This window comes from Nocardia abscessus NBRC 100374, from assembly GCF_000308455.1.
In the GTDB taxonomy this organism is placed as follows: domain Bacteria; phylum Actinomycetota; class Actinomycetes; order Mycobacteriales; family Mycobacteriaceae; genus Nocardia; species Nocardia abscessus.
This window is the reverse complement of record NZ_BAFP01000139.1, coordinates 205,820-229,400: the sequence shown is the minus strand read 5'-3', so window position 1 is coordinate 229,400 and position 23,581 is coordinate 205,820. Positions and strand designations below refer to the sequence as shown.

At 67.1% G+C, this 23,581-nt stretch carries 29 protein-coding genes; 13 read left to right on the top strand and 16 right to left on the bottom strand.

Annotated elements, in window-relative coordinates; all coding sequences use genetic code 11:
• The first annotated feature begins 57 nt into the window (after positions 1-57).
• Positions 58-702 (top strand): TetR/AcrR family transcriptional regulator, encoded by a 645-nt coding sequence (locus ON19_RS28645; RefSeq protein WP_043699411.1) that lies wholly within the window; start codon positions 58-60, stop codon positions 700-702.
• Positions 703-766: 64 nt separating this feature from the next.
• Positions 767-1,174 carry a VOC family protein gene (locus ON19_RS28640; protein ID WP_043699409.1) on the top strand — a complete coding sequence of 136 codons (408 nt, stop codon included), beginning with the start codon at positions 767-769 and terminating at the stop codon, positions 1,172-1,174.
• Between the two features lie 99 nt (positions 1,175-1,273).
• Here ON19_RS28640 and ON19_RS28635 read toward each other — a convergent pair whose 3' ends face one another.
• The 3 genes from ON19_RS28635 to ON19_RS42950 are packed head-to-tail and all read right to left on the bottom strand — an operon-like array spanning position 1,274 to position 3,059.
• Positions 1,274-2,074: an inositol monophosphatase family protein gene (locus ON19_RS28635; RefSeq protein WP_043699740.1), complete on the bottom strand. Its 801-nt coding sequence runs from the start codon at positions 2,072-2,074 to the stop codon at positions 1,274-1,276.
• Positions 2,071-2,922, bottom strand: coding sequence for a DUF5919 domain-containing protein (locus ON19_RS28630; RefSeq protein WP_043699406.1), 852 nt, complete (start codon positions 2,920-2,922; stop codon positions 2,071-2,073). Before ON19_RS28630 ends, ON19_RS28635 begins: the two co-directional genes overlap by 4 nt.
• Positions 2,907-3,059, bottom strand: coding sequence for a hypothetical protein (locus ON19_RS42950; protein ID WP_169334230.1), 153 nt, complete (start codon positions 3,057-3,059; stop codon positions 2,907-2,909). The genes ON19_RS28630 and ON19_RS42950 overlap by 16 nt, the downstream gene beginning before the upstream one ends.
• Between ON19_RS42950 and ON19_RS28625 the strand changes: the two genes are divergently transcribed.
• Together ON19_RS28625 and ON19_RS42260 are read left to right on the top strand one after the other, a co-directional pair.
• Positions 3,058-3,348: a hypothetical protein gene (locus ON19_RS28625; RefSeq protein ID WP_157229873.1), complete on the top strand. Its 291-nt coding sequence runs from the start codon at positions 3,058-3,060 to the stop codon at positions 3,346-3,348. The genes ON19_RS42950 and ON19_RS28625 overlap by 2 nt on opposite strands.
• Positions 3,349-3,356: 8 nt before the next feature.
• The gene (locus ON19_RS42260) at positions 3,357-3,521 is read left to right on the top strand and encodes a hypothetical protein (RefSeq protein ID WP_157229872.1); all 165 of its coding nucleotides are present in this window, start codon (positions 3,357-3,359) and stop codon (positions 3,519-3,521) included.
• 216 nt (positions 3,522-3,737) lie between these two features.
• Here the strand turns inward: ON19_RS42260 and ON19_RS28620 are convergent, their stop codons facing one another.
• Both ON19_RS28620 and ON19_RS28615 read right to left on the bottom strand, forming a co-directional pair.
• Positions 3,738-4,532, bottom strand: coding sequence for a thioesterase family protein (locus ON19_RS28620; RefSeq protein ID WP_043699738.1), 795 nt, complete (start codon positions 4,530-4,532; stop codon positions 3,738-3,740).
• 148 nt (positions 4,533-4,680) lie between these two features.
• Complete coding sequence (locus ON19_RS28615) at positions 4,681-5,925, bottom strand: KasA/KasB family beta-ketoacyl-ACP synthase (protein ID WP_043699398.1); 1,245 nt, start codon at positions 5,923-5,925, stop codon at positions 4,681-4,683.
• Positions 5,926-5,964: 39 nt separating this feature from the next.
• Between ON19_RS28615 and ON19_RS28610 the strand changes: the two genes are divergently transcribed.
• Positions 5,965-6,522 (top strand): TetR/AcrR family transcriptional regulator, encoded by a 558-nt coding sequence (locus tag ON19_RS28610; RefSeq protein WP_043699390.1) that lies wholly within the window; start codon positions 5,965-5,967, stop codon positions 6,520-6,522.
• A 47-nt stretch (positions 6,523-6,569) separates the two neighbouring features.
• Here the strand turns inward: ON19_RS28610 and ON19_RS28605 are convergent, their stop codons facing one another.
• Positions 6,570-6,884 (bottom strand): hypothetical protein, encoded by a 315-nt coding sequence (locus tag ON19_RS28605; protein ID WP_043699387.1) that lies wholly within the window; start codon positions 6,882-6,884, stop codon positions 6,570-6,572.
• A gap of 310 nt (positions 6,885-7,194) precedes the next feature.
• Between ON19_RS28605 and ON19_RS28600 the strand changes: the two genes are divergently transcribed.
• From ON19_RS28600 to ON19_RS28590, 3 genes are all read left to right on the top strand, one after another.
• The gene (locus ON19_RS28600) at positions 7,195-8,358 is read left to right on the top strand and encodes a hypothetical protein (protein ID WP_157229871.1); all 1,164 of its coding nucleotides are present in this window, start codon (positions 7,195-7,197) and stop codon (positions 8,356-8,358) included.
• A gap of 23 nt (positions 8,359-8,381) precedes the next feature.
• Entirely contained in the window at positions 8,382-9,311 is a 930-nt protein-coding gene (locus ON19_RS28595; RefSeq protein WP_043699384.1) for an inositol monophosphatase family protein, read from the top strand.
• 102 nt (positions 9,312-9,413) lie between these two features.
• Positions 9,414-9,791 (top strand): MarR family transcriptional regulator, encoded by a 378-nt coding sequence (locus ON19_RS28590; RefSeq protein ID WP_051169385.1) that lies wholly within the window; start codon positions 9,414-9,416, stop codon positions 9,789-9,791.
• A 45-nt stretch (positions 9,792-9,836) separates the two neighbouring features.
• Here the strand turns inward: ON19_RS28590 and thiC are convergent, their stop codons facing one another.
• From thiC to ON19_RS28575, 3 genes are all read right to left on the bottom strand, one after another.
• Entirely contained in the window at positions 9,837-11,489 is a 1,653-nt protein-coding gene (gene thiC, locus ON19_RS28585; RefSeq protein ID WP_043699383.1) for a phosphomethylpyrimidine synthase ThiC, read from the bottom strand.
• Positions 11,490-11,685: 196 nt separating this feature from the next.
• Positions 11,686-13,086, bottom strand: coding sequence for a lipase family protein (locus ON19_RS28580; RefSeq protein ID WP_083899686.1), 1,401 nt, complete (start codon positions 13,084-13,086; stop codon positions 11,686-11,688).
• Between the two features lie 95 nt (positions 13,087-13,181).
• Positions 13,182-13,628 carry a hypothetical protein gene (locus ON19_RS28575; protein WP_043699382.1) on the bottom strand — a complete coding sequence of 149 codons (447 nt, stop codon included), beginning with the start codon at positions 13,626-13,628 and terminating at the stop codon, positions 13,182-13,184.
• A gap of 128 nt (positions 13,629-13,756) precedes the next feature.
• Here ON19_RS28575 and ON19_RS28570 point away from each other — a divergent pair, with 128 nt between their 5' ends.
• Entirely contained in the window at positions 13,757-14,416 is a 660-nt protein-coding gene (locus tag ON19_RS28570; RefSeq protein WP_043699380.1) for a TetR/AcrR family transcriptional regulator, read from the top strand.
• Positions 14,417-14,475: 59 nt separating this feature from the next.
• Here ON19_RS28570 and ON19_RS28565 read toward each other — a convergent pair whose 3' ends face one another.
• From ON19_RS28565 to ON19_RS28535, 7 genes are all read right to left on the bottom strand, one after another.
• Positions 14,476-14,706, bottom strand: coding sequence for a hypothetical protein (locus ON19_RS28565; RefSeq protein ID WP_043699379.1), 231 nt, complete (start codon positions 14,704-14,706; stop codon positions 14,476-14,478).
• A gap of 85 nt (positions 14,707-14,791) precedes the next feature.
• The gene (gene fahA, locus ON19_RS28560; RefSeq protein WP_043699732.1) at positions 14,792-15,979 is read right to left on the bottom strand and encodes a fumarylacetoacetase; all 1,188 of its coding nucleotides are present in this window, start codon (positions 15,977-15,979) and stop codon (positions 14,792-14,794) included.
• Positions 15,976-17,172 carry a homogentisate 1,2-dioxygenase gene (locus tag ON19_RS28555; protein WP_043699376.1) on the bottom strand — a complete coding sequence of 399 codons (1,197 nt, stop codon included), beginning with the start codon at positions 17,170-17,172 and terminating at the stop codon, positions 15,976-15,978. Before ON19_RS28555 ends, fahA begins: the two co-directional genes overlap by 4 nt.
• A gap of 86 nt (positions 17,173-17,258) precedes the next feature.
• A complete protein-coding gene (locus ON19_RS28550) occupies positions 17,259-17,867 on the bottom strand; it encodes a TetR/AcrR family transcriptional regulator (RefSeq protein WP_280261660.1) in 609 nt (202 codons plus the stop codon).
• An 89-nt stretch (positions 17,868-17,956) separates the two neighbouring features.
• Entirely contained in the window at positions 17,957-18,787 is an 831-nt protein-coding gene (locus ON19_RS28545; RefSeq protein ID WP_043699373.1) for an exodeoxyribonuclease III, read from the bottom strand.
• Positions 18,788-18,820: 33 nt separating this feature from the next.
• The gene (locus ON19_RS28540) at positions 18,821-19,828 is read right to left on the bottom strand and encodes an N-acetylglutamate synthase, CG3035 family (RefSeq protein WP_043699368.1); all 1,008 of its coding nucleotides are present in this window, start codon (positions 19,826-19,828) and stop codon (positions 18,821-18,823) included.
• Complete coding sequence (locus ON19_RS28535) at positions 19,818-20,408, bottom strand: peptide deformylase (RefSeq protein ID WP_043699366.1); 591 nt, start codon at positions 20,406-20,408, stop codon at positions 19,818-19,820. Before ON19_RS28535 ends, ON19_RS28540 begins: the two co-directional genes overlap by 11 nt.
• 182 nt (positions 20,409-20,590) lie before the next feature.
• On the opposite strand from ON19_RS28535, the gene napA reads away from it, so the two are divergent.
• The 4 genes from napA (at position 20,591) to ON19_RS28515 (ending at position 23,557) form a co-directional block, all read left to right on the top strand.
• Positions 20,591-20,944 (top strand): nucleoid-associated protein NapA, encoded by a 354-nt coding sequence (gene napA, locus ON19_RS28530; RefSeq protein WP_043699363.1) that lies wholly within the window; start codon positions 20,591-20,593, stop codon positions 20,942-20,944.
• A gap of 48 nt (positions 20,945-20,992) precedes the next feature.
• Positions 20,993-21,556 (top strand): LytR C-terminal domain-containing protein, encoded by a 564-nt coding sequence (locus tag ON19_RS28525; protein WP_043699360.1) that lies wholly within the window; start codon positions 20,993-20,995, stop codon positions 21,554-21,556.
• Positions 21,557-21,716: 160 nt separating this feature from the next.
• The gene (sodC, locus tag ON19_RS28520; protein ID WP_051169383.1) at positions 21,717-22,400 is read left to right on the top strand and encodes a superoxide dismutase[Cu-Zn]; all 684 of its coding nucleotides are present in this window, start codon (positions 21,717-21,719) and stop codon (positions 22,398-22,400) included.
• A gap of 11 nt (positions 22,401-22,411) precedes the next feature.
• On the top strand, positions 22,412-23,557 hold the full coding sequence (locus tag ON19_RS28515) for a glutamate--cysteine ligase (RefSeq protein ID WP_043699352.1): 1,146 nt from the start codon (positions 22,412-22,414) through the stop codon (positions 23,555-23,557).
• Positions 23,558-23,581 lie beyond the last annotated feature (24 nt).

Sequence of the window (23,581 nt, the reverse complement as noted above, 5' to 3'; positions counted from 1 at the left end):
GTTCTGATTGAACTCTAACAGAACGGATCATTCCGTTTCAAGTGTTATCCTCGATGCATGCCGAAGACATCCGAAGCCCCAGCTCAGAAGGGCCTACCCGGCCGCAAGGCGCAAGCCGCCCGCAACGACGGCCTGATCCTGGAGGCCGCCCGCGCGGTGTTCCTCGCCGACGCCACAGCCCCGATCTCCGCCGTGGCCGAACGCGCCGGCGTCGGGATCAGCGCGCTGTACCGGCGCTATCCGAGCAAAGAGGTGCTGTTGCGCACGCTCTGTCACGACGGTCTGCGCCGGTACAACGCGGAAGCCGACGCGGCGTTGGGGGATCCGGACGGCTGGAGCGGCCTGGTCGGCTTTCTGGAGCGCGTGGTGGACGCCGACGTGCACTCGCTCACTGTGCACCTCGCGGGCACGTTCACACCCGACGAATCGCTCCTGCCCGATGTTCGGCACGCCGCGGAGGTGACGGAGGAGCTCGTGCGCCGCGCCCACGCCACCGGCAAGCTGCGTCCGGACGTGACCCCGCAGGATCTCGGCCTGATCCTGGAATCCTGCGCTGCCGTCGCGGTGCCCAGCCCGGAGCGCACCGTCCAGTTGCGCCGCCGCGTGCTCGCGATGCTCGTGGCCGGGTTGAGCGCGGACGGCGATCTGCCCGGCCCGCCGCCCGCGCCGGACGAGTTCACCTGGCGTTGGGCGCGGCGATGAATTTCCCCGCCTGAACCGGTCCGCACTGGTACGAATACCGCTGTCCGCACCGAAAGGATGTGCCGTGAACTGGACACTCGAGGTCGTGATCGTGCCCGTGTCGGATATCGACCGTGCCAAGCAGTTCTACGCCGAGCAACTAGGCTTCGCCGTCGACCACGACACCAAGATCGACGACAACGTTCGTATCGTGCAACTCACCCCGCCTGGCTCCGGATGCTCGATCGTGATCGGCAAGGGCGCGGTGCCGGACATGCCCCCCGGCTCCCAGCAAGGCCTGCAACTAGTGGTCAACGACCTGCGCAAGGCCCACGAGGAACTGACCTCCCGCGGCGTAGAGGTAACCGAAATCCAATCCCTCGGCGAGAACCCGACCCCCATGCCCGACCCCCTGGACAACGTCGGATTCTTCTTCTTCACCGACCCCGACGGCAACGGCTGGGGCGTCCAGCAGATCTCCACCCGTCCGTGAGCGACTGATACCGGCAACGGCCCTGACGCCTGGAGTCGGTGAACAAGATTCGCCGCTGCTGAAGGGTCCGTGCTGGTCCTGTCATCGTCTGATTGACGGTCAGCGGATCGATTCGTTGACCAGGACCATGAGTTGGTCGGCGATGACGGGTGTCGCGGCGATCGTGTCGGGAGAGTGGAGGCTGTGCCTGCGGGCGGCCGAGTCGAGGACAACAGCCCCCGCCTCACGCGCGATGAGCACACCGGCGGCCGTGTCCCAGGGCTTATTGGACAGCATGACGCAGGCATCGGTCCGTCCCTCGGCGACCCAGACGAGATCGAGGGCGGCGGATCCGAACATTCGCACCCGCTCGACGGTTGCGGCAAGTGCAGCGGTGAGTGCAATGCGGTGTTTGTTCTTAGGCTCCGCGTCCCATCCGACCGCGTAGTCGCCAACGGAAACGATGGCCCGGTTGAGCGTTTCGGCGTTGCTCGCCTTGATCGGCTTGTCGTTGCCCCACGCCCCCTGTCCAGCCGCACCGTAGTACTCCAGGCCGAGGAACGGTGCGCTGACGACACCGATCACCGGTTCGCCGTCGTGCACCAGTGCCAGCGACACGGCACAGAGCGGCAGCCCATGGATGAAGTTGGAAGTTCCGTCGATCGGGTCGAGAACCCACAGGTATCCGCCAGTGCAATCGAGCGACACCTCCTCTAGTTCCTCACCCAGAAAACCGATTCCGGGTGTCGCATCGGCCAGATGTCGTCCGATATGGTCCTGAATTCGGTGGTCCAAGTCGGTGGCGTAGTCGCGGTCACCCTTGATCTGGATGTTCCCCCGATCGGCGGTGCGGAGAAGTTCGGCGCCTCCGTCGACTGCCGACCGGGCGATCTGGAGCAGCTTGTCTCGACTCACTGTCATACCGCCGGAACCTCCCGGGCGCTGGACCACATCGTTTCGAAGATCTCGGCGAAAGTGTCGAAGAGCCCTGGCGGCTCTGATTTTCGAGCGACCAACGTCGGCGATTCGACTCCCCGGGCTCTCGGCAGGTAGGGCTGAATGATGCAGACTGCCGAGTCGACGATGGTTATATTGAAGCGAACGGTCTCATCGTATGTGCGGATCTGGATGGGCTGCGCCTGCTGTGTCGCATATCGCTTCTGCGCTCGTATCAGGCACTTCATGTTGAGTTCGGTAAGGCTCGACAGCACTCCCGGGGCATGCCCCTCCTCGCTCTCCCGGGCACGGATGTGAGTGCCGTTCGGATCAAGGAAAAGGCAGCGAAGTATGGCGCCGGAATCGAGCAACTTCATGAGGTCGCTATCCGAGTACTGCTGGCAAAGCAGATTCAGTGATAGTCCCGCCATGTCGATTCGGCGGGTACCTTCGAAGAGCTTTCGCGGGGGCATCGCGTGAAGAAAGTCGGCTCGGTTGGCGAAGATTGCCTCGACATCGGCCATGATGTGATCGGAAGGCCTGATGCGAGCACCGTTTTCGCGGGCCGGCCGGATCTCACTGGAATTCGTGCAGTCGTCGAATAGTTCATCGGCCGACCAGCCGGGGAACATGGCCTCCAGAATCCGGCGATGATGAGGGTACGGCAAACTGGTCAGATTTCCGGAAAGCCAACGATAGAACTGGGCCTTCTTGGGCCCGGCGCCGACGAGTTCGGGTTCGGAGCTGCGCGCGATGCGATCGTACTCGCGGTTGAACGCGGAGACGGTCTGAAGGTGGCGCTGTTGCAGCAAGGCTTTCAGTACAGTTCCCACAGGTGCACACCCTTCGGGTTGTCCTGACGGTAGGGCGAAGATGAGACATAGAAGATACCTCTGCCGATTCTGCTGATCAAGGTGATGCATTCGTGGCGGCGCGGGCAGACCGGCGCGCTCCCGACCCTCTTCCGCATGGATCAGATCGTCACCGCAGGAATCGTTGCGGTCGCGCTGGCGCTGCTGGCCGTAGGCACCTTCTATGTCCTGCCGTACCTACTCGATAGAGACGACGTACTACCAGAATCAGCAGTGCCCGCTACCGACATCATCGACCGCCTCGACATCGAGCACGCTCATGCGACTATGCAAGACCACGTCCGTTGCAGCATTGATTCCTGTTCGGACAAGGCCTATGCGTACTGGACTTTGGTCGATGCCGGGCACATTGTCCCGGACGAACGTGCCCAGCGCAGGGCGCCATGACCCCGGCCGTGGACGCAGCTATCGTTCGAATCCGCCACCGCGTCTGCAGTGAACAACCCGGCGATCTCTCCCTCGACGTCGCGAAGATCATCCTGACCCAGCACGCCGGGCACGGAGCGGAGTGCCTGCAATTCCTCGGTGCGCTGGAACGAGTTTCGGTGGTGTGCGGATGAGGCCGCGTCAATCGCGCATGCGTCGTCGGTGTCTGCACGGCAGTCGTAGTCACCACCTTGGTGACGCGGGGACGGCGCTGTGGCTCCGCGCTCGGAACGAGCGACGATTCCTCGCAATCTTCTTCACCAGCCGTGATGGCAACGTGCGTGCCGCGCAGCAGATTTCGACCCGTCCGCGAGCCGGTCGGTGACGAACGTCGAGTGGGTCTGCCTCGGCTAGCGGGTGCCGAGGAAGAGGGTTTGCGTGCTGCGGCCTAACGGGCCCTTTTCGTCGTAGAGCGCCGATTCGGCCATACCTATGCCATGGGGTTGGGGATAGGTGACGGCGTCGAGGCAGACCCATTCGCCTGCGGGCTGGCGGTGCAGGGTGACTGTGAGATCGGTGTTGATGAACAGGTACTTCGACCAGTCCAGGATCGCGCTGACGCCGTTGCCGGAATCCGCGGCCGCGAGGGTGCGCTCCAGCGGGCTGGGATCGGTGCCCGCGACGATCGGGTGCTTGATCCTGATCCAGCAGACCGCCGGGCCTGGTTCGGTGAAAGATCCGCTGACGAAGCGGTATTCGATGGCGGTGTGGAAGCCGACCGGCTGGGTGGACGGGAACGGCGCGGGCACATCCGCCTGCTCGGGGCCCGGGCGCGTGCCCGCGGGCAGGAAACGTTCCGGCAGCGGCAATTCCGGTTCAGCCAGCTTGAACCGCCAAGCATTCGCCCGCATCACCGGCCCGCGCTCGGAGGACAGCGTCGCCTCGATGAGTTCCACGCTGCGGCCGGGGCGGACGACGCGCGCCACCGCGGTGAGCGGTTCCAGCGGCACCGGGCCGAGGATCTCGACCGCGACCCGGCCGACCTGGAACCCCTGGCGCGGCTCGCACCGCTCGATCACGTGACCGAGCAGCGCCGAGGGCGGGCCCGCGTGCTGGGCGTCCGGCGACCAGGGGCCGCGGGTGAGTTCGGTCGAGAGGAAGCGATCCGGCTGATCCGGGTCGGGAAGGTAAAAGGCGCCACTCACGACTGTGCCTCTCCGGCGCTCGGCTCGGTCGTGCGTGACCACGGGATGTGTCCTCGATTGCTGCGCTGGCGCTCACCCACGTCGTACGTCCTCCGGGCCGATCGGTCTTTTCTCTCGACGGTAGCCGGGCTTCTGAGCCGCGCCGCCGTCAGGCCCGCCCGAACGCGAGGGCCACATTGTGCCCGCCGAAGCCGAACGAGTTGTTCAGCGCGAAGTCGATGCGCTGGGTACGCGGCGCACCCGCGACGATATCGAGGTCGATCGCCGGATCGCGGTTGTCGAGGTTCAGGGTGGGCGGAACGACCTGGTCCCGCAGGGTGAGCATGGTGACCAGCGATTCCAAGGCGCCGACCGCTCCGATCGAGTGCCCCAGCGCGGATTTCGGAGCGTAGACCGAGGCATCGGGCACGACGGACGCTATCGCGTTGGCCTCCGAGGCGTCGCCGATGGAGGTCGACGTGGCGTGCGCGTTCACATGCTGGATGTCCGCAGGCCGCAGCCCCGCGGTCTCGATGGCTTTGCGCATCGCGCGGGCTGCGCCGATGCCCTCCGGTTCCGACGCGACGATGTGATAGGCGTCGGAGGTGATACCCGCGCCGAGCACGCGCCCGTGCACCGTGGCGCCCCGCGCGCGTGCGTGCCGCTCCGACTCGAGCACCAGCAGCGCGCCCGCCTCGCCGAAGACGAACCCGTCGCGGTCCCGGTCGAACGGGCGGGACGCGCGTTCCGGATCGTCGTTGCGGGTGCTCATGGCGCGCATCATGGCGAAGCTGGCGATGGGCACGGCGTCGATGTGTCCTTCCACGCCGCCCGCCACCACCACGTCCGCCTCGCCGGTGGTGATCAGCCGCCACGCGTGCGCGATCGCCTCCGATCCCGACGAGCAGGCCGAGACCGGTGCGAAAACCCCTGCTCTGGCTCCGATTTCGAGGCCGACGGTGGCGGCGGGCCCGTTCGGCATCACCATCGGTACCGACATCGGCGGCACTTTCCGGTAGCCGCCGGTGCGCATCGCGTCCACCGCCGAGATCAGCGCGTCGCCGCCGCCGAGCCCGGTGCCGACGGCCACCGCCAACCGGTCGCCGTCCACCTCGGGCGTCCCCGCCGAGCGCCACACCCGGCGGCCGAGCACCAGCGCCATTTGCTCGACGTAGGAGTGCCTGCGCTGTTCCACCCGCGTCAGCTCGGCGCCCGGCTGTGACTTCAGCTTGCCGCCGATGCGGACCGGCAGGTCGTACTCGGCCACGAAATCGTCCTCCAGCGCGCCGATCCCGCTGTGCCCCGCGAGCAATCCGGACCAGGTCGTATCCATGTCATCGGCCAGCGACGTGGTGGCCGCGTATCCGGTGACCACGACCGAATCCCGAGTTTCTGAAGCGATTGTTACAGTCACGATGTCATGAATACCTGTACCAATCGCTACAGTCAACCTATGGCCCGCCCTCTCGACCACGCCAAACGCGCCGAACTCCTCGCCGCCGTCGTGCGCTACATCGCCGATCACGGCCTCGCGGACCTGTCGTTGCGCCCGCTGGCCGCCGAGCTCGGCACCAGCTCGCGCATGCTGATCTACTACTTCACGACCAAAGAGGAACTGCTGGTCCAAGCACTGGCGACGCAGCGCCCCGATATCGCGGCCCTCTTCGCCGACATCCGGGACGCCTCCGAACTCCGCGACCGGCTCTGGAACTTCTGGACCGCCAACACCTCGGGTGACGGCCGCACGAGCGTCCAAGTGATGCTCCAAGTCCTCGGCGCGGCGTGCGCCCCGCGCAGTCCGTACATCGACTACGCCACCTCGGCCATCGCCGTCTTCGTCTCGGCGCTGGCCGACGGGCTACGCGGCCTCGACGCCATCGACGATCCGGAAGCCGTTGCCACCCTGCTCGTTTCGGGATTGCGCGGCATCCTGCAGGACCGGCTGATCACCGGCGAGGTCGAGCGCACCGATCGCGCGGCCCGCCGCCTGATCGAGCAGATGCTCGGCTAGGCGCCGGTGCGCGTCCGAATCGCCGGACACGCTTCCATGCGCGCACGTCAGTACGGCTCCCGCGAGGTGTCCGGCTTCATCCGCCCCGCGTCGATGAGCGTTTGCCGGGCCGCCGCCTTGCGCGGGCACAGATCCGTGCGGCAATCCTTGTGCCGCTGCATGGTCCAGTGCGCTTCGGCAACACTCAGCGGGTTCTCGGGTGCCTCATGGGGCCATCCAGTAGGCCATAGTCCGGCGTCAGGCTGCTCGACACGACTTCGTTCGCGTTGGCGTTCCGCCTGCCATTCGGCGGCCACGCGGTCGATGATTGCTTGTGCCGATGTGTCGTCCTGTTCGGCTTCCCGCCACCAATTGAACCCCATCCGATTGCACCCCTGCTGTGTCGCTCGACGTTTGGTGCACGCCACCCGGCGGGGTGACGGTCATCGCCAGCCGCTCACGGCTAGCGATGCGTCCGTATCGTGAGAGGGGAACTGGGACGCGCCCGCCGGGTGGGTGCTGGATCTCAGAGTGGCAGCAGGATCGGCCCCTTGACACCTGTGTAGCGGTTCGATCTACGACGCGTTCTTGGGTATCCTGACCTGCGATTTCGGCTGTTTGTTCCGGCCTTGCCCAGCAGAATGGGTAACTTGAGACGTCGCTGACGGTTCACGGCGCGAAGGGGTGGGGTACGTGGAAGTCTCGTCGAGGTCGCCGAAGGCAAATTCCCGGTTCGGCCAACGGTTGAGCCCGCAAGCCCGTGGTCGCGAGATGGCTGCCGTAGGCAAGAAGCTGTGGACCGAGCTGGGATCGGTGCGGCTCGTGGCGGCGGAGTTATCGGCCAGGTACCCAGATGTGCCGAGTCTGCAGGCATACAGGTACGCAGCTGGTTTGTCTCAAGATCATGCTGCTGAGCGTTATAACGAAGTGACCGGGAATCAGACAAGCCTGGGTGGCACGTCCATCAACGCGTGGGAAACGTGGGCGCGAGGGCGTGGCCAAGGATCTCCACCATCGTTGTCGAGTGTGTTGATCCTGTGCACGGCCTACGGCCGTGGCCCGCTCGGAGTTGCGGAAGAATATGTGTCGCCGACCGAGTTGATCGCCGAGGCTTACGAACGCCTGCCGATCGAGGACCAGTTGTCGCTCAAACAATTTACGAACAACGGAGTCGGATCGAAGGTCGCGGATAATCAGCTGGATGCCACGGCTCGGATCGCGGACTTCACCTCGAATTCGGAGGGAATGCCGAGCCAGGTGGGCGGTGAATTCAGTCTGTCTGTGCCCACGGTCGAATACGGAAATTCCGAAATTTTGGTGTGCTCTCTACCCAATCCGCACCCAGGTCAGCTGCTGGATCTGTCCTGGGAGACATTCGGGTTCGGCATCGAGCGTCTGTCACGGCAGATCAAAAGTGTCGGAAGACGCCTGGACGTGGACCTATGCTTCGGCGTCAACGAGGCCGGCCTTGTAATGGCAACTTTCCTTGCTTCGTCGCGGTTTTCGCGGTGCCGGATCGGCTATCTTCGTTGCAATAAAGTACGTGACGGCATCGATCTGGATGAGTCGTCGTACTTTCCCGAAGCCAGAGAAGCGCCGACCATATTTATCTGTGACTTCGAGGTCAAACACGCCGACGTTGTCGGATATCTCACCCAACAAGTTCGCGCACGGTACCCGAAAGCCGAGCTGTATTTCGCCGTGTTCGGTGCCATGACCAAAGGGCGTGACTTGGAAGTTGGTGGATTCGATGATCTGACCGGGGCGAAAATCATGCGCGCAGCCGACTTTGCGGCTATCTTCATTGCCGCAACCATGAGCCCGCCCGGTATCGAACCTCCGCTGGAGTTGCGGTGACACCCGAAAGAGGCGATCGCCCTATGAGTAGTTCGAGCGCGATCCCGGATATCGCACCACGCCTCGCCGAGGTAGTGCGCCAGATCATAGGGGAAATCCGGCCCCGACTCATCGAAGCTGCGCTGACCGGTCATCGCGCAGAAAGTGAGAATTTGCGTCACGCCGACAATTTCTTGTCCGAGCATGATTTGTGGATGCATGAACGCTACAAAGAGGTGTTGGTCGAGCACATTCCCTCGTTCGTCTACGCCTCGGAGGAGGCTGACCCGGAGGTCATCGGAGATGACGTAGATCCGGACTTATGTGTGCTGGTCGATCCTCTCGATACCAGCGAACTAGCCGTGCGAGGACTTTGCGGCTATACGCATGTCATGGTGTACTCGCGCAGTCTGGCCCGGCCTGTTGCCGCTGTGGTCGGCGATATCTTCCATCATGTCCAGATGTATCTGGCGGCCCGGGACGGCAGTGGCAAAGATCGCGCGTTCATAATCACAGAGGATGGCAATCGACATCTTCTCGACCAGCCCTCTGTGGCGAAACTCTCCGAAGCACTGGTCACCAACTACATGATGCGGCCCGCAGAACGATTCCGGCCACTCGCCGAGCAGCGGAACTTCATGAAAGCCCTCAGCGAGCCATCTGATGACGGAAAATCGAGAGGTCGTATCGGGGTCGATTTCGGATCGATTGGTTTGTGTCACGTAGCCGCAGGCTTCTCGGACGCCATGATCGAATTCGCAAAGGGCTTCGCGATCTGGGATCTTTCCCCCGGGCATTATGTCCTTCACGCAGCCGGGGGTGCGGTCATCGATCTGCACGGAGCGCCGATCTCGCTGGACTACGGTCTGAACTCATTGTCAGACATCGAGAGTGCAATGAACAGGCGTCAAAAGTTCATTGCCGCTGGAAATTTCGAGCTCGCGGACGAGATCCGAAAAACGCTCCGTACGTGAGGCCTTGTGAGGCTTGACTGTAGTGCACTATGTAGTGGACGGCGGCACGATCAGGCGTACCAGGCGGTCGATACCGACCGTCACTACCGTTGTGGCTAGGCCGTGGCCGATCGACTCGGCTTGCACGTCACCGACCTGCGCTGCCTGAACCTGCTGCGCATCGGCGGCCCGGCTACGGCGGGCGAACTCGCCACCCAGACGGGCCTGACCACCGGCGCCATCACACGGATGATCGACCGGCTGTTGAAAGCGGGCTATGTCCGCCGGGAACACGACGAGCAGGACCGGCGGCGGGTCATCGTCAGTGTGGTCCAGGAGAAGATCGACCGGATCGCGCCGCACTACGAAGTACTGGCGAACGAATTCGGCGCGGCCATGGCGGATTACACCGCTGAGCAGATGGAACTCGTGCTCGAGGTGTTCGACCGGCTGCACGAGACGTCGTTGCGGGTGACCGCCGTGTTGCGCGCGGAAGAGTAGGACACTCCCGCCGCCCGCCGGAATACGGCGGGCGACGGGAGGTCACTAGGAGACGACGGGCAGGTAGACGGCGTTGCCGCGGTCGGCGAACTCGGCCGACTTCTCGGCCATTCCCGCTTCCAGCGCCTCGGCCTCGTTCAGGCCCTGGCGCGCGGCGTACTCGCGCACGTCCGCGGAGATCCGCATCGAGCAGAACTTGGGGCCGCACATGGAGCAGAAGTGCGCGGTCTTGGCGGGTTCGGCGGGCAGTGTCTCGTCGTGGTACTCCCGCGCGGTGTCCGGATCCAGGGACAGCGCGAACTGATCGCGCCAGCGGAACTCGAAACGCGCCTTGGACAGCGCGTCGTCGCGCTGCTGTGCGTGCGGGTGCCCCTTGGCGAGGTCGGCGGCGTGCGCGGCGATCTTGTAGGTGATCACGCCCACTTTCACGTCGTCGCGATTGGGCAGGCCCAGATGCTCCTTCGGCGTGACGTAGCAGAGCATCGCGGTGCCCGCCTGCGCGATGATGGCGGCCCCGATGGCCGAGGTGATGTGGTCGTAGGCGGGTGCGATGTCGGTGGCGAGCGGGCCGAGGGTGTAGAACGGCGCCTCTTCGCACCATTCCTCCTCGAGCCGGACGTTCTCCACGATCTTGTGCATCGGCACGTGACCGGGGCCCTCGATCATCACCTGCACACCATGCGATTTCGCGATCTTGGTCAATTCGCCCAGGGTGCGCAACTCGGCGAACTGCGCCTCGTCGTTGGCGTCGGCGATGGAGCCGGGCCGCAGGCCGTCGCCCAGGGAGAAGGTGACGTCGTAGCGCGCCAGGATCTCGCAGAGTTCCTCGAAGTGCGTGTACAGGAACGATTCCTGATGATGCGCCAGGCACCAGGCGGCCATGATCGACCCGCCGCGCGAGACGATGCCGGTCACCCGCTTGGCGGTCAGCGGCACGTAGCGCAGCAGCACGCCCGCGTGCACGGTCATGTAGTCCACGCCCTGCTCGCACTGCTCGATCACGGTGTCGCGGTAGATCTCCCAGGTGAGCGCGGTGGGATCGCCGTTCACCTTCTCCAGCGCCTGGTAGATCGGCACGGTGCCGACCGGGACGGGGGAGTTGCGCAGGATCCACTCGCGGGTCTCGTGGATGTTCTTGCCGGTGGACAGGTCCATGATGGTGTCCGCGCCCCAGCGGGTCGCCCACACCATCTTCTCCACCTCCTCGGCGATCGAGGAGGAGACGGCCGAGTTGCCGATGTTCGCGTTGATCTTGACCAGGAATTTCTTGCCGATGATGGTCGGCTCGAGTTCGGGGTGCTTGTGGTTGGCGGGGATCACCGCGCGGCCCGCGGCCACTTCTTCGCGCACCACCTCGGGCGCGACCCCTTCGCGCGCGGCGATGAAGCGCATCTCCGGCGTGATGATGCCTTCCCGCGCCCAGGCGAGCTGGGTGGGCGCACCCGCCCCCTCGGGCTTGGTCCAGGTGTCGCGCAGCTTCGGTAGACCGGCTTCGAGATCGATCGCCGCCGTCTCGTCGGTGTACGGGCCGGACGTGTCGTAGACGTCGAAGTGCTCTCCGTTGGTCAGGTTGACCCGACGCACCGGAATGCGCAGGTCGTCGACCTCTAGATAGTGCTTGACGCTGCCCTCGATGGGGCCGGTGGTGACGCTGTCGACGGGTGCGGATCGGCCGTCGGACGCATTGGCGAGTGCCATCTTTTCCTCCCTACGCCGGCATTACCCGGTCAGGTTCATACGGTCGACGGCCCTGACGCCTCTCGGCTAGCCGTCCTCTCAGCCCGCTGGTGCGAGCCCCCGTTGGTTGTGGAATTTTCCCGCCCGACCATACCCGGACCACCCGAAGCCCTGCCCGGCGATTCGCCGGGATGAGGTGAACTCCCAGGCAGCGGCCTCAGCGCTCGCGCGGGCCGATCGTGAATCCGAAGGCGCCGAAGGTCGCGTTCAGATTGATCTCGAGCTGGGACCGCAACCCGTCGGCGTCGGCGAGCATGGATACGACGTCCTCGGTGCGGCAGCCGACCTGATCCGGTGCGTTCGGCGCCAAGCGCTCCTTCAGCCAGTTGAAGGTGTCCGCCATGCCCAGCGAGGGCAGCGTCAGGTGCTCGCTCAGGTGGTCGCGCTTGAACAGCACGGAAGCGCCGCCCGCGCAATACTGTTGTGCCAGGCGCTCATTGGTCCAAATCGGCACTGCCTCGTCGAAGACGCCGTGGTAGAGGAAGATCGGTGCGGTGGGGATGTTGCGGCCCAGAACGGTCGCGTCGAACACCTCCGCTATCTCCGGGACGGCGAGGAAGTCGGCGATCGGAATCGTCAGCATGCGCTGATAGTCGACGAACATCTGGGTGAGCGCGTTGCGCGGAAGGCATTGCGTCGCGGTCCGGTCCATCAGCGCTCTGCCCTCGGGCGTCAGATAGCGGTCGGACGCCGCGCGGAACGTCGGGTACGCCTTGCGCAGCGACGAGATGCCGATGCCGACGAGGCTCGCGAACATCGAGCCGTTGACGTGCAGCAGGGACACCACGTCCGAGGTCGGCGCTCCGAGCGCGATGCCCTTGACGTTCAGTTCGGGTGCGTAGGCCGGTTGCATCTCGGCCGCCCAGCCCGACCCCATCCCGCCGCCGGAGTACCCCCACAGCGCGACCGGAGTGGCCGGGCCGTCCAAGCCCAACGGCTCGAAGCGCTCGGCGGCGCGGATGCCGTCCAGCGTCATGTATCCAGGTTCTTCGGCCACCGCGAGATGCCCTTCCAGCCCCTCGTAGTCCGGGACGGACACCGCCCAGCCTTGGCTGAGCAGGGCCGCGATCGCGATCAGTTCACTCTGGGAGTGGATGCCTTCGAGTCCGGGCAGACCCGCGCCCTGGCGCAGTACGAACGACGGGGCGCAATCCGGACTCGCGCTGTCGTAGTAGAACTGCAGCGAGACCAGCGGGCGGGAGCGGTGCGGATCGGCGCCCGCCGGCAACAGCACCGTGGTCACCGCCGCGGCGGGTTGCCCGAACAGATCGGTGGTCCGGTACAGCAATTGCCAGGACCGCACGTTCAGCGGGAGCGCGGTGAGCACTGCCAGGCGCACCTCACGTGCGCGCAGGATCTCGCCCGGTTCGCGGGACTCGAGCCCTTCCGGCGCTTCGTAGAACGCATCCGATCGCGGTAGTGGCACCGCCGCCGCGGGTGGCGCTCCCGCGAGCAGGGTGTAGCCCGCCGCCACCACCGTCACCACAACCGCCGCCAGCGCACGCACGCCGCGATGGCCGCTTCGCTCCGCAATGCTCACCGCCACGTCCTTCCTCATCGACGTGACAGTGATTACAGCACGGCAACTGATTACCAACAAGAGTTCTTGTTGAAAACGTGCATGCCGGCTCGTGGCGGGATACCCGAGTGTGATTACGGGTCTTCCGTGGTCTCCGGCGCCGCCGAATGGCCCGGCGCGCCGTGGGTGCGGCGGGCTTCCTTCATCTCGGCCTCGTAGATGTGGCGGCGACCGTCCAGCAATTCGTCCCGAGCGGCTCGTTCGATGTCGCGGAACAGGCCGTAGTAACCGTCGTCGTACTCCTCGACGATCTGGAACGTCCAGCGTCCGGTCAGGACGTTGCGGCCGATCAGCTCGGCGGCTATCCGATCGGCGAATCGAGCGTGACCGGCCTCGCGGAACAGCTCCACCGCTTGGTCGAGCGCCAGGTCGGCGCCGCCGGTCAGCTGATGGAAGGCGTACAGGTGGCCGCGGGCGCGTTCGACGGTTTCCAGAGCTTCCGAAAGTTTGCCGGTGGCGGCGACGGTGGCGTCGTCGACGCCGTCGGGGCGGCAGTGCGCAACGTCCGGGCGATCGGTCATGACCTCGCTCCTTGTCCGGCGTATGTGGCGGCTGTAGCGGCGGCGTACCCGGATAGGGTCGCGCTCAAGCGTCGGCAGGCCGCTGCGGCGCCCGGCGCGGCCTGGCGTTTCCCGGCTATCGTCGAGGCATGACCCGCAGCACCTCCGCCGCGCGGCCTGCCGCGAGCCCGGCGCGGCGCCGGATTCGTGGACTCGACGCCGAGCAGCGCAGCGCCCAGCGGCGCAGCCAGCTCCTCGACGCCGCCACCGAACTCTTCGCCGAACAGGGCTTCGCCGGAACCTCGATCGAGCAGATCTGCCAGCGCGCGTACGTGGGGACCAAGGGCTTCTACGACCACTTCGAGAGCAAGGAAGCGTGCTACCTCGCCTTGCTCGAGCAGGTGACGGCACAGATTCAGCAACGCGTCGCGGATAGCGCGGCCGGCACCGCGGACGCGGCCTGGCCGGAGCGCGTGGAGGCGATCGTCGGCGCGTTCGTGCACGCCATCACCGACGATCCGAGACTGGGCAGAGTGACCTTCGGCGCGGCGGGCGGTATCTCACCCGAGGTCGAACGGCAACGCCGCGCCAACCGCCGCTGGGCGGCGGCGTTTCTCGATCGACAGTGGTCTCCCGGCGAACGACCACAGCTGGCCTTGGCCACCATCGGCGGCATCTTCGAACTCGTCGCCGACTGGCTGCACACCGACCCGGCCCCATCCCCGGCCACCCTGATCGATGACCTCACCCACTTCGTCACCGTAGTGGAGTCCGGCCGCCGCCCCGGCGACCTGCGCACCGACGGCTGACTCCTCGCACCGGCGTCACCGATGCGAGGAGGGCGCTGGATCAGTTCACCGGGAACCCGTCAGCGGGCGTTGGCGGAACCGGTGGCGATGGCGTTGACCAGCTGCAAAAGCAGGTAGGCCAAGGGAGAGCTGCAGGTCGGGGGCTGGCTGGACGTGCAGCCCCCCGAGCCGGTCGAGGACGATCCGGAGTCGGCGACCGTCGCGGGCGCGGCGGTGGCCACCGCGGGGGCGAGTTGCGCGGGAACCAGCAGGGCACCGGCAACGACGAATCCGGCTATCGAGCGCTTCATAATCCTTCTCTCAGTACGCCCCCGGTAAGTTCCTCCTCCGGAAGCGAACGCTACTGGCCGTAGGATTTTCTGCGAAGCCCTCGATTCAGGGGTCTTCAGTGCGGTGTGCGGGGAGGATGCGCCCGGTGACCTCGCCCAATCCGATCCGGGCCGCATGCGGACCGGGAGCCGACGCGGTGATCGTCACTTCGTCGCCGTCCTCCAGGAAGGTGCGCTGTCGCCCGTCGACCAGGACCGGTCGGCTGCCGCCCCAGGACAATTCGATGAACGAGCCGCGCTGGTCCGGCGCCGGACCGGAGATGGTGCCGGAGGCGTACAGATCGCCGGTGCGGGTGGATGCGCCGTTCGCGGTGAGATGGGCGAGCATCTGCGCCGGTGACCAGTACATCCGGGCGTACGGCGGGTACGTGACCGGTTGGCCGTTCCATGCCACGGTGAGCTCGAGATCCAGACCCCACGGCTCTGTTCCCCGCAGGTAGGGCAGTGGGGCGGGTGACTGCTCGGGCAGCGGTATCCGCGCAGCCTCCAGCGCGGCCAGCGGGGTGATCCACGGCGACATCGAGGTCGCGAACGACTTCCCGAGGAACGGGCCGAGCGGCTGGTACTCCCAAGCCTGGATGTCGCGCGCGGACCAATCGTTGACCAGCGCGACGCCGAAGACCCGGTCGGCGAACTCATCGATCCCGACCGGTACGCCGAGCCGCGAGCCGACACCGATCACGAAGCCGAGTTCCGCCTCGATGTCCAGCCGCCGCGACGGGCCGAAATCCGGTGCGCCGGACTCCGTTCGGCGCTGGCCGCAGGGCCGCGGGACCGCGGTGCCGGAGACCACGACGGTGCCCGCCCGCCCGTGATAGCCGACCGGCAGGTGACGCCAGTTCGGCAGCAGCGGGTCACCGTCCGGGCGGAACAGGCGGCCGAGGTTCGTTGCGTGATCGATGCTCGCGTAGAAATCCACGTAGTCGCCGATCCGCACGGGCAGCCGCAGTCCCACGTCGGCCAGACGGTGAACGGCGGCGGCGTCGATCTCGCCGTCGACCGATTCGCGGACCCGATCGCGGACCGCGCGCCAGCGTGCGGGGCCCTGGGCCAGGAAGGCGTTCAGGCTCGGTGCGGCGAACACCGGGTCATCCAGTACCGCGGCGAGGTCGATGACCTGGTCACCGAGCCGCACCCCTACCCGGGGGGCTCGGCCCTCCGGAACGAAAGCCCCGTACGGCAGGTTGTCCGTACCGAACAGCGAGTCGGGAGATGCCTCGACCCTGGTCCTCACTCGGGGCCCCGCCCGGACCAGGTCCACGCGTAGGTCGGAGCCTCGCAGGCCAGAGCTCCTTCGCCGAGTTCCAGCGGGCGGAAGGTGTCCACCATGACGGCCAGTTCGTCGAAGTACTCGATGCCGATGCTGTTCTCGTAGGCGCCGGGCTGTGGACCGTGGGCGTAGCCGCCGGGGTGCACCGACACCGAGCCCTGGGTGATCCCCGACCCTTTGCGCGCCTCGTAGTTCCCGCCGCAGTAGAACATGACCTCGTCGGAATCGACGTTGGAGTGGTAGTAGGGCACCGGGATCGATCGCGGGTGGTAGTCCACCTTGCGCGGAACGAAGTTGCAGACGACGAAGTTGCCGCCCTCGAACGCCTGATGTACCGGCGGCGGCTGGTGGATGCGGCCGGTGATCGGTTCGAAGTCGGCGATGTTGAAGGTGAACGGATACAGACAGCCGTCCCAGCCCACCACGTCGAACGGGTGGTCGGCGTAGACCATCCTGGTGCCGACGACCTGTCCGCCGGGCCGGTGCTTGACGAGCACCTCGACGTCGGTGCCGGACGCGGTGATCGTCTCGGCCGGTCCGTGCAGGTCGCGCTCGCAATACGGGGCATGCTCGAGCAACTGGCCGAACTTCGACAGGTAGCGCTTCGGCGGCGTGATGTGGCCGGTCGCCTCGATCACATACGCCCGCAACGGTTCCGGACCGGTCGGCCGCCAGCGGTGGGTCGTGGCACGCGGAATGAGCACCTGGTCGCCCTGGCGCGCGGGCAGCGCGCCGAACACGGTTTCGACCACCGCGGCGCCGGATTCCAGGTACACCAGCTCGTCGCCGATCGCGTTGCGGTACAGCGGTGATCCGCCTTTGGCGACGACGTAGGAGATGCGCACGTCCGCGTTGCCGAGCAGCAGGCGCCGCCCGGTGACCGGATCGGTCTCGGCCGGGGTGTCGCCGGGGAACAGGGTGTGCAGGCGCAGATGGCGGTGGCGCAGTGGATGATTCGGCGTCGTCCGCTGATCGGGCAGCTCCCACACCGTCGAGTCGACCAGTGCGGGCGGCAGGCCGCGGTGATAGAGCAGCGAGGAGTCGCCCGAGAAGCCCTCCTCGCCCATCAGCTCCTCGTAGTAGAGCCGGCCCTGCTCGTCACGATGCTGGGTGTGCCGCTTCGGCGGTACCGCACCCACTTGCCGATAGAACGCCATGACCGTTCCTCCGCCAGCCGGTGGTCGGATAGTTGATCACCATCGTAGTGATCGGCCCGGCCGTACGGCGCGGGAATTCCGCTTGATCAGGCGTTTCGCAGGGCGCGATAGACCGCGGCGCCGACGAACGCGCCGAGATCCGCCGGTGTCCAGCCGTCCTGGTCCGCGAGCAGCGCGCGCACGGCCCCCTCCCCGGCGGACACCCACTGCTCCACCAGCACGGGCAGCTTGCGCTCGGCGTCGACGGTGCCCCAGGCCCGCAGCGTCGGGCGCAGGAGCTTGGCGCAGCGCTCGATGACGAGGGCACGGCCTCGACCGAACGAATTCGCCACGGCGGGGTCTGGATTGCCGTAGACCAGCCGCCACGCCTCGGGCCTGCTCGCTGCCTTGGTCAGCAGCGCGCGGAAACCTTCGACGAACACGGTCTCGTCCGCGTCCACGTCGCGCGGCGTCACCACCTCGAACACCCCGCTGACCAGGTAACCCTCCTCGCGCTGGATCAGCGCCTCGATCAGCTCGACCCGATCGGCGAAGCAGGCGTAGACCACCGGCCTGGTCACCTTCATCCGCTCCGCGATCGCGGCCATGGTCACCGCGGCGACGCCGTGCTCCACGGCGATGGCGAGCGCGGTGTCGAGTACCTGCGGGCGGCGGCGCTCCGGGCCGAGGTGTTGCGCCCGCTGCCGTGGTCCCACCGTCGGATCGCTGTTCAGGCCGCCCAGCCTGGCGCCCGCTATCCGGTTCCCGCTGCTGCGGCGGGGGAAAGGCGGTTGTGCGGGGCGGGTCACGGGTGCCCGGGTTCGTCGGCGAATTCGGCGATCACCGGGGCGTGGTCGCTGGCGCCCTTGCCCTTTCGCGCCTCGCGGTCGACCATCGCGTCGGTCACGGTGGCGGCCAGGGCGGGGGAGGCGAGAACGAAATCGATGCGCATCCCCTCTTTACGCGGGAAACGCAGCTGCGTGTAGTCCCAGTAGGTGTAGACGCCCGGCCCCGGGGCGAACGGACGCATGACGTCCGCGTACCCGGCGTCGACGACGGCCTGGAAGGCATCGCGCTCCGGCTGCGAAGTGTGCGTCTTGTCGGCGAAGTACTCCACGGACCACACATCGTCGTCGGTCGGCGCGATGTTCCAGTCGCCCACGAGCGCGATCTTGGCCCGCGGGTTCTCGGCCAGCCAGCGCGCGCCGTTGTCCCGCAGCGCGGCAAGCCATTCCAGCTTGTAGGTGTAGTGCGGATCGCCCAAGGTGCGGCCGTTGGGCACGTACAGGCTCCACACGCGCACGCCACCGCAGGTGGCCCCGATCGCGCGGGACTCGACGACCGGCGTGCTGATCAGCGACTCGCCCGCGTCCTTGTCGAAGCCGGGCTGGTCGGGGAAGGCGAACTCGACGTCGGTGAGGCCGACCCGCGAGGCGATCGCCACCCCGTTCCACTGATTGATCCCCAGGTGGGCTACCTCGTAGCCGAGTTCGTCGAAACGCTCGAACGGGAACTGGTCGTCCCGGCACTTGGTCTCCTGGAGGGCGAGCACGTCGATGTCCTGGCGGTCGAGCCAGTCCGCGACACGGTCGAGCCGGGAGCGGATCGAGTTGACGTTCCAGGTGGCGAGACGCACTGCGGCCTTCCTTCGACTGTTGACAGGTCTGTTCTACCGCAGGCCGCCGGGCCCGGCGAGGGGTTCCGGCGCGGCGTAGCGGTAGGCGTGGTGTTCGACGAAACCCAGGTCCAGGTACATCGCGCGGGCCGGCTCGTTGGTGGCCTCCACCTGGAGATAGGCGTGCGTCGCGCCGCGGTCGCGGCCCCAGCGCACCAGTTCGGCGCAGACCAGCGAGCCGAGCCCGTGCCTGCGGTGCGCGGCGGCGACGGCCACACAGGTGAGGCCGACCCAGCGGCGTCCGTCCGGTGCGGTGGTGAGCGCGCCGCGGCCGATCGCGATGGGACGCGGTAAGCCGAGCGAGGCGAAGCCGAGTTCGCCGTCGAGCACCGCGGTCAGTACCTCGGGAAGCGGCGCGGGGGCGGAAATCGCCCGCCCGGCCGGATCTTCGCCGCCGTAGCGGTGCATCTCCAGCCAGTCGGCGTCGGGTGCGGGCGCGATCCGCACCATCGGAGGGCCCTGGGGCAGAACGAAATTGTCGATATCGATGGCGAGCATGAGCGTCTCTCGCCAGCTGTGCCAGCCGGGCGGGGCCGGGGCCAGCCGATCGGGCAGCGCGAGCTGCAGTGGCAGGCCGTGCGCGGTGTACCACTCGCCGATGCGGCGCAGCGTCTCCGCGGACACGACGGCGGGGCTCCCGGAGCTGCCCAGTGGCACAGCGGAATTCGCGCGACCGGTGTAACCGTGACCGGCCCGCACCAGCCAGCCGTCGATCCAGGTGTGCTCGACGCCGGGCCAGGCGTAGGCGGCCGCGGCCTCCAGCGCGCGGATCTCCTTCGTGCGAATCGGCCTGGGGCCGATGGCTTTCAGCGCGATCACGCGGTCCGGAGCGACCGAGACGACCGCGCCGTCGGCGCCGCGCACGGTCGGCGGGTCCAGTGACACGAGTTCGCCGATCACGTCGGTCAGCGGTTGGGGATAACCCGCGGGCAGTTGATAACGCAGCACCACGCGGCGGCCGAGCGGGATATCGGGCAGGCCGGCGGCGGGGTCAGTCGTCATGCCCGAACGGATCGGGGTCGGTGCCGGGCAGCCAGCTCAGACCCGGTGTGCCCCAGCCGTTCCGTTTGATCGCCTTCTTGGCGGCCCGTGCGTTGCGGCCGATCAGAACATCGACGTAGAGGAACCCGTCCAGGTGCCCGACCTCGTGCTGGAGCATGCGGGCGAAGAAGCCCTTGCCCTCCACCTCGACCGGCTCGCCGTGCTCGTCGGTCCCGGTCACCTTGGCCCATTCGGCGCGGCCGGTGGGGAACTGCTCGCCGGGCACCGACAGGCAGCCCTCCTCGTCGTCGTCCGGGTCGGGCATGGTCTCCGGAATGTCCGAGGTCTCCAGCACCGGGTTGATCACCGCTCCGCGGCGCCGGGTCGCGGTGCCGTCCGGGCCGAGGTCGGGGCAGTCGTAGACGAACAGGCGCAACCCGACGCCGACCTGGTTGGCCGCGAGTCCGACGCCGTGCGCCGCGTCGAGCGTGTCGTACATGTCCGCGATGAGCGGAGCCAATTCCTCCGGCGATTGGGTGACCCGTTCGGTCGGATTGTGCAGAACCGGGTCGCCGACTATCACGATCGGGAGGATTGCCATGGGCCAATTATTGCCGTGGGTGCCACGTCACACCGCCTCGGGTGTCAGGGCAGGCACGGACGCTACCGGCAGGTAGCGAACACGCCGCGCCGTGGACCGGGCGATTCCCGGTGCGCGTGGTTGAATATTCCGCGACGTACAAGCACCATTTTCGTCTGGTGGTCACTCGGCGAGGGAGCGAGATGGACGGCGCAGCGGCACGGAATCTTTCCGCGATCGAGGACGGCCTCGCCGCGAGCGAAGACGGCACGACCGGACACGCCGCGGCCGAGCAGGCCGACGGCGACGGACTGAGCCGGCGCGAACTCGACATCCTCGCGTTCGAGCGACAGTGGTGGAAGTACGCGGGGGCGAAGGAAGAGGCGATCCGCGAGCTGTTCGCCATGTCGCCGACCAGGTACTACCAGGTGCTGAACGCGGTGGTCGACCGGCCGGAGGCGCTGGCCGCCGACCCGATGCTGGTGAAGCGGCTGCGCAGGCTGCGCGCGAGCAGGCAGAAGGCGCGGGCGGCGCGGCGACTGGGTTTCCAGGTCTGACCCGGCGATGCCGACCCGGACCCGTCCCGTGCGACTAGGCTCGCGAGAGTGAGCTACCCGAATCCCACCTCCGGTGGGCCACCGTTGCGCGCCCTGGCGATGGTGCTGATCGCGTTGGCCATCGTCTTCGCGGGCCTCGGCGCGATGTCGCTGTCGAATTCCGATGCCGATACCGACGCCTCGGGAACCAGCGAAACACCGACCTCGAGCGCGTCGGCCGCGCCCCAGGTTCCGGCGAGCACGACCGCGCCCAGGGCGCAGGCCGCGTCCTCGTCCACCGCGGTGGCGACCGGGACACCGACCACCACCGCCGCGCCGACCACCTCCACCGCGGCCCGCTCGGTGCCGGTGCGCGTGCTCAACAACAGCATGGTGCCCGGGCTCGCCGCCAAGACGGCCGACCAGCTCTCGGCAAGTGGCTGGACGATCGCGGAAACCGGCAACTACCCGGGCGCGAGCATCGCGAAAACCACGGTGTACTACGGCAATTCACCCGGCGACAAGGAGGCGGCGCAGGCCGTCGCCGACGAGCTGGGCGCGTCGGTCGCACCGAAGTCCAGCGGGATCGGAGACTCCGGGCCGGGTGTAACGGTGATCGTCACGGGTAATTGACCCGTGTGGCCGCCGCGTACGCGCGGACCGGCCGAGACCGGATGAGGGCGCCCCGCCCTGTCGAGGGCGTGACACGGCGGGCGTGGCATCATCTTGTCCGGTAACGAACGTGTCCACCCAGCTTTACTCGTAAACTCGGTACTCGTAAAGGAGTTCCCCGATGGCCCCGTCCACAACCCGACGCCCGTCCTGGCGGACTGTGACCCCGGTGCTCGCGGTCGCGGTCTTCGGCCTCGCCGCCTGCTCGAACAGCCAGGAGTCGAGTGACGTCCAGGGGACGACCCCGCCGGTGTGGACCGGGTCCCCCGCTCCGGCCGGACAGTCGAGCACCGAGCACGGCACGCCGCACACCGAGTCCGGGGCGAAGGTGGACCTCAAGGACCCCTCGGGCGCCTCGGTCGGCACCGCGAACTTCACCGAGGACGGCAGCCACCTGCAGGTCACCGTCGAGGCACACGGGCTGCGTCCCGGGTTCCACGGCATGCATGTGCACCAGGTCGGCAAGTGCGAGGCGAACTCGGTCGCGCCGACCGGCGGCCCGGCAGGCGACTTCTTGTCCGCCGGTGGTCATCTGCAGGTCGGCAGCGCCAACGCGCACCCGGCCAGCGGTGATCTGACCTCGCTGGAGGTGCGCTCCGACGGCGCCGCCAAGCTGGTCACCACCACCGACAAGGTCACGCTGGACGACGTGAAGGGCAAGGCCCTGATCATCCACGCCGACGCCGACAACTTCGGCAACATCCCCAACCGTTACGTCCGTGCCGATGGCGTCGCGGGCCCCGACGAATCGACCCTAGCGACGGGCGACGCGGGTGGCCGTGTCGCCTGTGGCGTGATCCAGTAGCGCGGTGGCATATGGCCGGGGCAGGAATCGAGCACGTTCCCTTCGAAGGTTCGCCCCGGCCCACCATCGGGGTCGAATGGGAGATCGCGCTGGTGGACAAGGTGACCCGCGATCTGTCGAATACCGCCGCGGAGGTCTTCGATTCGCTCGGTGAGCTGCGTGCCCACGACGGCACCCCGCAGGTGACCAAGGAGCTGCTGCGCAACACCGTGGAGCTCGTCACCGGCGTGCACGAGACCGTGGGCGCGGCGGTGGAGGACCTGACCGGCACCATGAACACGGTGCGCCGCGCGGGCGACCCGCTCGGCGTCGACGTGTTCTGCGCGGGCACCCATCCGTTCGCGCAGTGGTCGGCCCAGCAGCTGACCCGGTCAGAGCACTACGACGAGCTGATCGACCGCACGCAGTGGTGGGGCAGGCAGATGATGATCTGGGGCGTGCACGTGCACGTCGGTGTTTCCCACCGCGACAAGGTGTTCCCGATCCTCAACTCGTTGCTGCTGTCGTATCCGCATCTGCTCGCGTTGTCGGCGTCCTCGCCGATGTGGTCCGGGTCGGACACCGGCTACGCCAGCAATCGGACGTTGATGTTCCAGCAGCTGCCGACCGCGGGCCTGCCGTTCCAGTTCGAGAACTGGACCCAGTTCGAGCATTTCGTGCACGACCAGCTCAAGACCGGGGTCTTCACGCAGCTCGGCGGCATGCACTGGGACATCCGCCCGGCGCCGAAGTGGGGCACCATCGAGGTGCGGGTCTGTGACGGCATCTCCACCCGCGCCGAGCTCGCCGCGATGGCCGCGCTCATCCACTGCCTGATCGTCGACCTGGATCACCGCGTCGAGAACGGCGAGGACCTGCCGACGCTGCCGCCGTGGCATGTGCAGGAGAACAAGTGGCGCGCCGCCCGTTACGGGCTGGACGCGATCATCATCACCGACGCCGACAGCAACGAGCGTTTGGTCACCGACGACCTGAACGATCTGCTGAACCGGCTGGAGCCGACGGCTGCGCGGCTGGGCTGCGCGGACGAACTCGCGCTGGTGGCCGAGATTCCCAAGCGGGGCGCCTCCTATCAGCGGCAGCGCCGGGTTGCCGCGGCATCGCAGGGCGATCTGGTCGCGGTGGTGGACGCGCTGGTCGAGGAGCTGAAACAGTAGCGTCCGGCCGCGGATAGGTCGGTT

What these genes read in the sequence shown, in the direction of transcription:
- ON19_RS28555 (WP_043699376.1), bottom strand. Translation starts at nt 17,172, where the DNA reads ATGGCGTTCTATCGGCAAGTGGGTGCGGTACCGCCGAAGCGGCACACC.
- napA (WP_043699363.1), top strand. Translation starts at nt 20,591, where the DNA reads ATGGACGGCGCAGCGGCACGGAATCTTTCCGCGATCGAGGACGGCCTC.
- ON19_RS28535 (WP_043699366.1), bottom strand. Translation starts at nt 20,408, where the DNA reads ATGGCAATCCTCCCGATCGTGATAGTCGGCGACCCGGTTCTGCACAAT.
- ON19_RS28515 (WP_043699352.1), top strand. Translation starts at nt 22,412, where the DNA reads ATGGCCGGGGCAGGAATCGAGCACGTTCCCTTCGAAGGTTCGCCCCGG.
- ON19_RS28595 (WP_043699384.1), top strand. Translation starts at nt 8,382, where the DNA reads ATGAGTAGTTCGAGCGCGATCCCGGATATCGCACCACGCCTCGCCGAG.
- ON19_RS28575 (WP_043699382.1), bottom strand. Translation starts at nt 13,628, where the DNA reads ATGACCGATCGCCCGGACGTTGCGCACTGCCGCCCCGACGGCGTCGAC.
- ON19_RS28610 (WP_043699390.1), top strand. Translation starts at nt 5,965, where the DNA reads ATGGCCCGCCCTCTCGACCACGCCAAACGCGCCGAACTCCTCGCCGCC.
- ON19_RS28540 (WP_043699368.1), bottom strand. Translation starts at nt 19,828, where the DNA reads ATGACGACTGACCCCGCCGCCGGCCTGCCCGATATCCCGCTCGGCCGC.
- ON19_RS28580 (WP_083899686.1), bottom strand. Translation starts at nt 13,086, where the DNA reads ATGAGGAAGGACGTGGCGGTGAGCATTGCGGAGCGAAGCGGCCATCGC.
- ON19_RS42950 (WP_169334230.1), bottom strand. Translation starts at nt 3,059, where the DNA reads ATGCGGAAGAGGGTCGGGAGCGCGCCGGTCTGCCCGCGCCGCCACGAA.
- ON19_RS28625 (WP_157229873.1), top strand. Translation starts at nt 3,058, where the DNA reads ATGGATCAGATCGTCACCGCAGGAATCGTTGCGGTCGCGCTGGCGCTG.
- ON19_RS28635 (WP_043699740.1), bottom strand. Translation starts at nt 2,074, where the DNA reads ATGACAGTGAGTCGAGACAAGCTGCTCCAGATCGCCCGGTCGGCAGTC.
- ON19_RS28645 (WP_043699411.1), top strand. Translation starts at nt 58, where the DNA reads ATGCCGAAGACATCCGAAGCCCCAGCTCAGAAGGGCCTACCCGGCCGC.
- thiC (WP_043699383.1), bottom strand. Translation starts at nt 11,489, where the DNA reads ATGGCACTCGCCAATGCGTCCGACGGCCGATCCGCACCCGTCGACAGC.
- ON19_RS28570 (WP_043699380.1), top strand. Translation starts at nt 13,757, where the DNA reads ATGACCCGCAGCACCTCCGCCGCGCGGCCTGCCGCGAGCCCGGCGCGG.
- sodC (WP_051169383.1), top strand. Translation starts at nt 21,717, where the DNA reads ATGGCCCCGTCCACAACCCGACGCCCGTCCTGGCGGACTGTGACCCCG.
- ON19_RS28605 (WP_043699387.1), bottom strand. Translation starts at nt 6,884, where the DNA reads ATGGGGTTCAATTGGTGGCGGGAAGCCGAACAGGACGACACATCGGCA.
- ON19_RS28565 (WP_043699379.1), bottom strand. Translation starts at nt 14,706, where the DNA reads ATGAAGCGCTCGATAGCCGGATTCGTCGTTGCCGGTGCCCTGCTGGTT.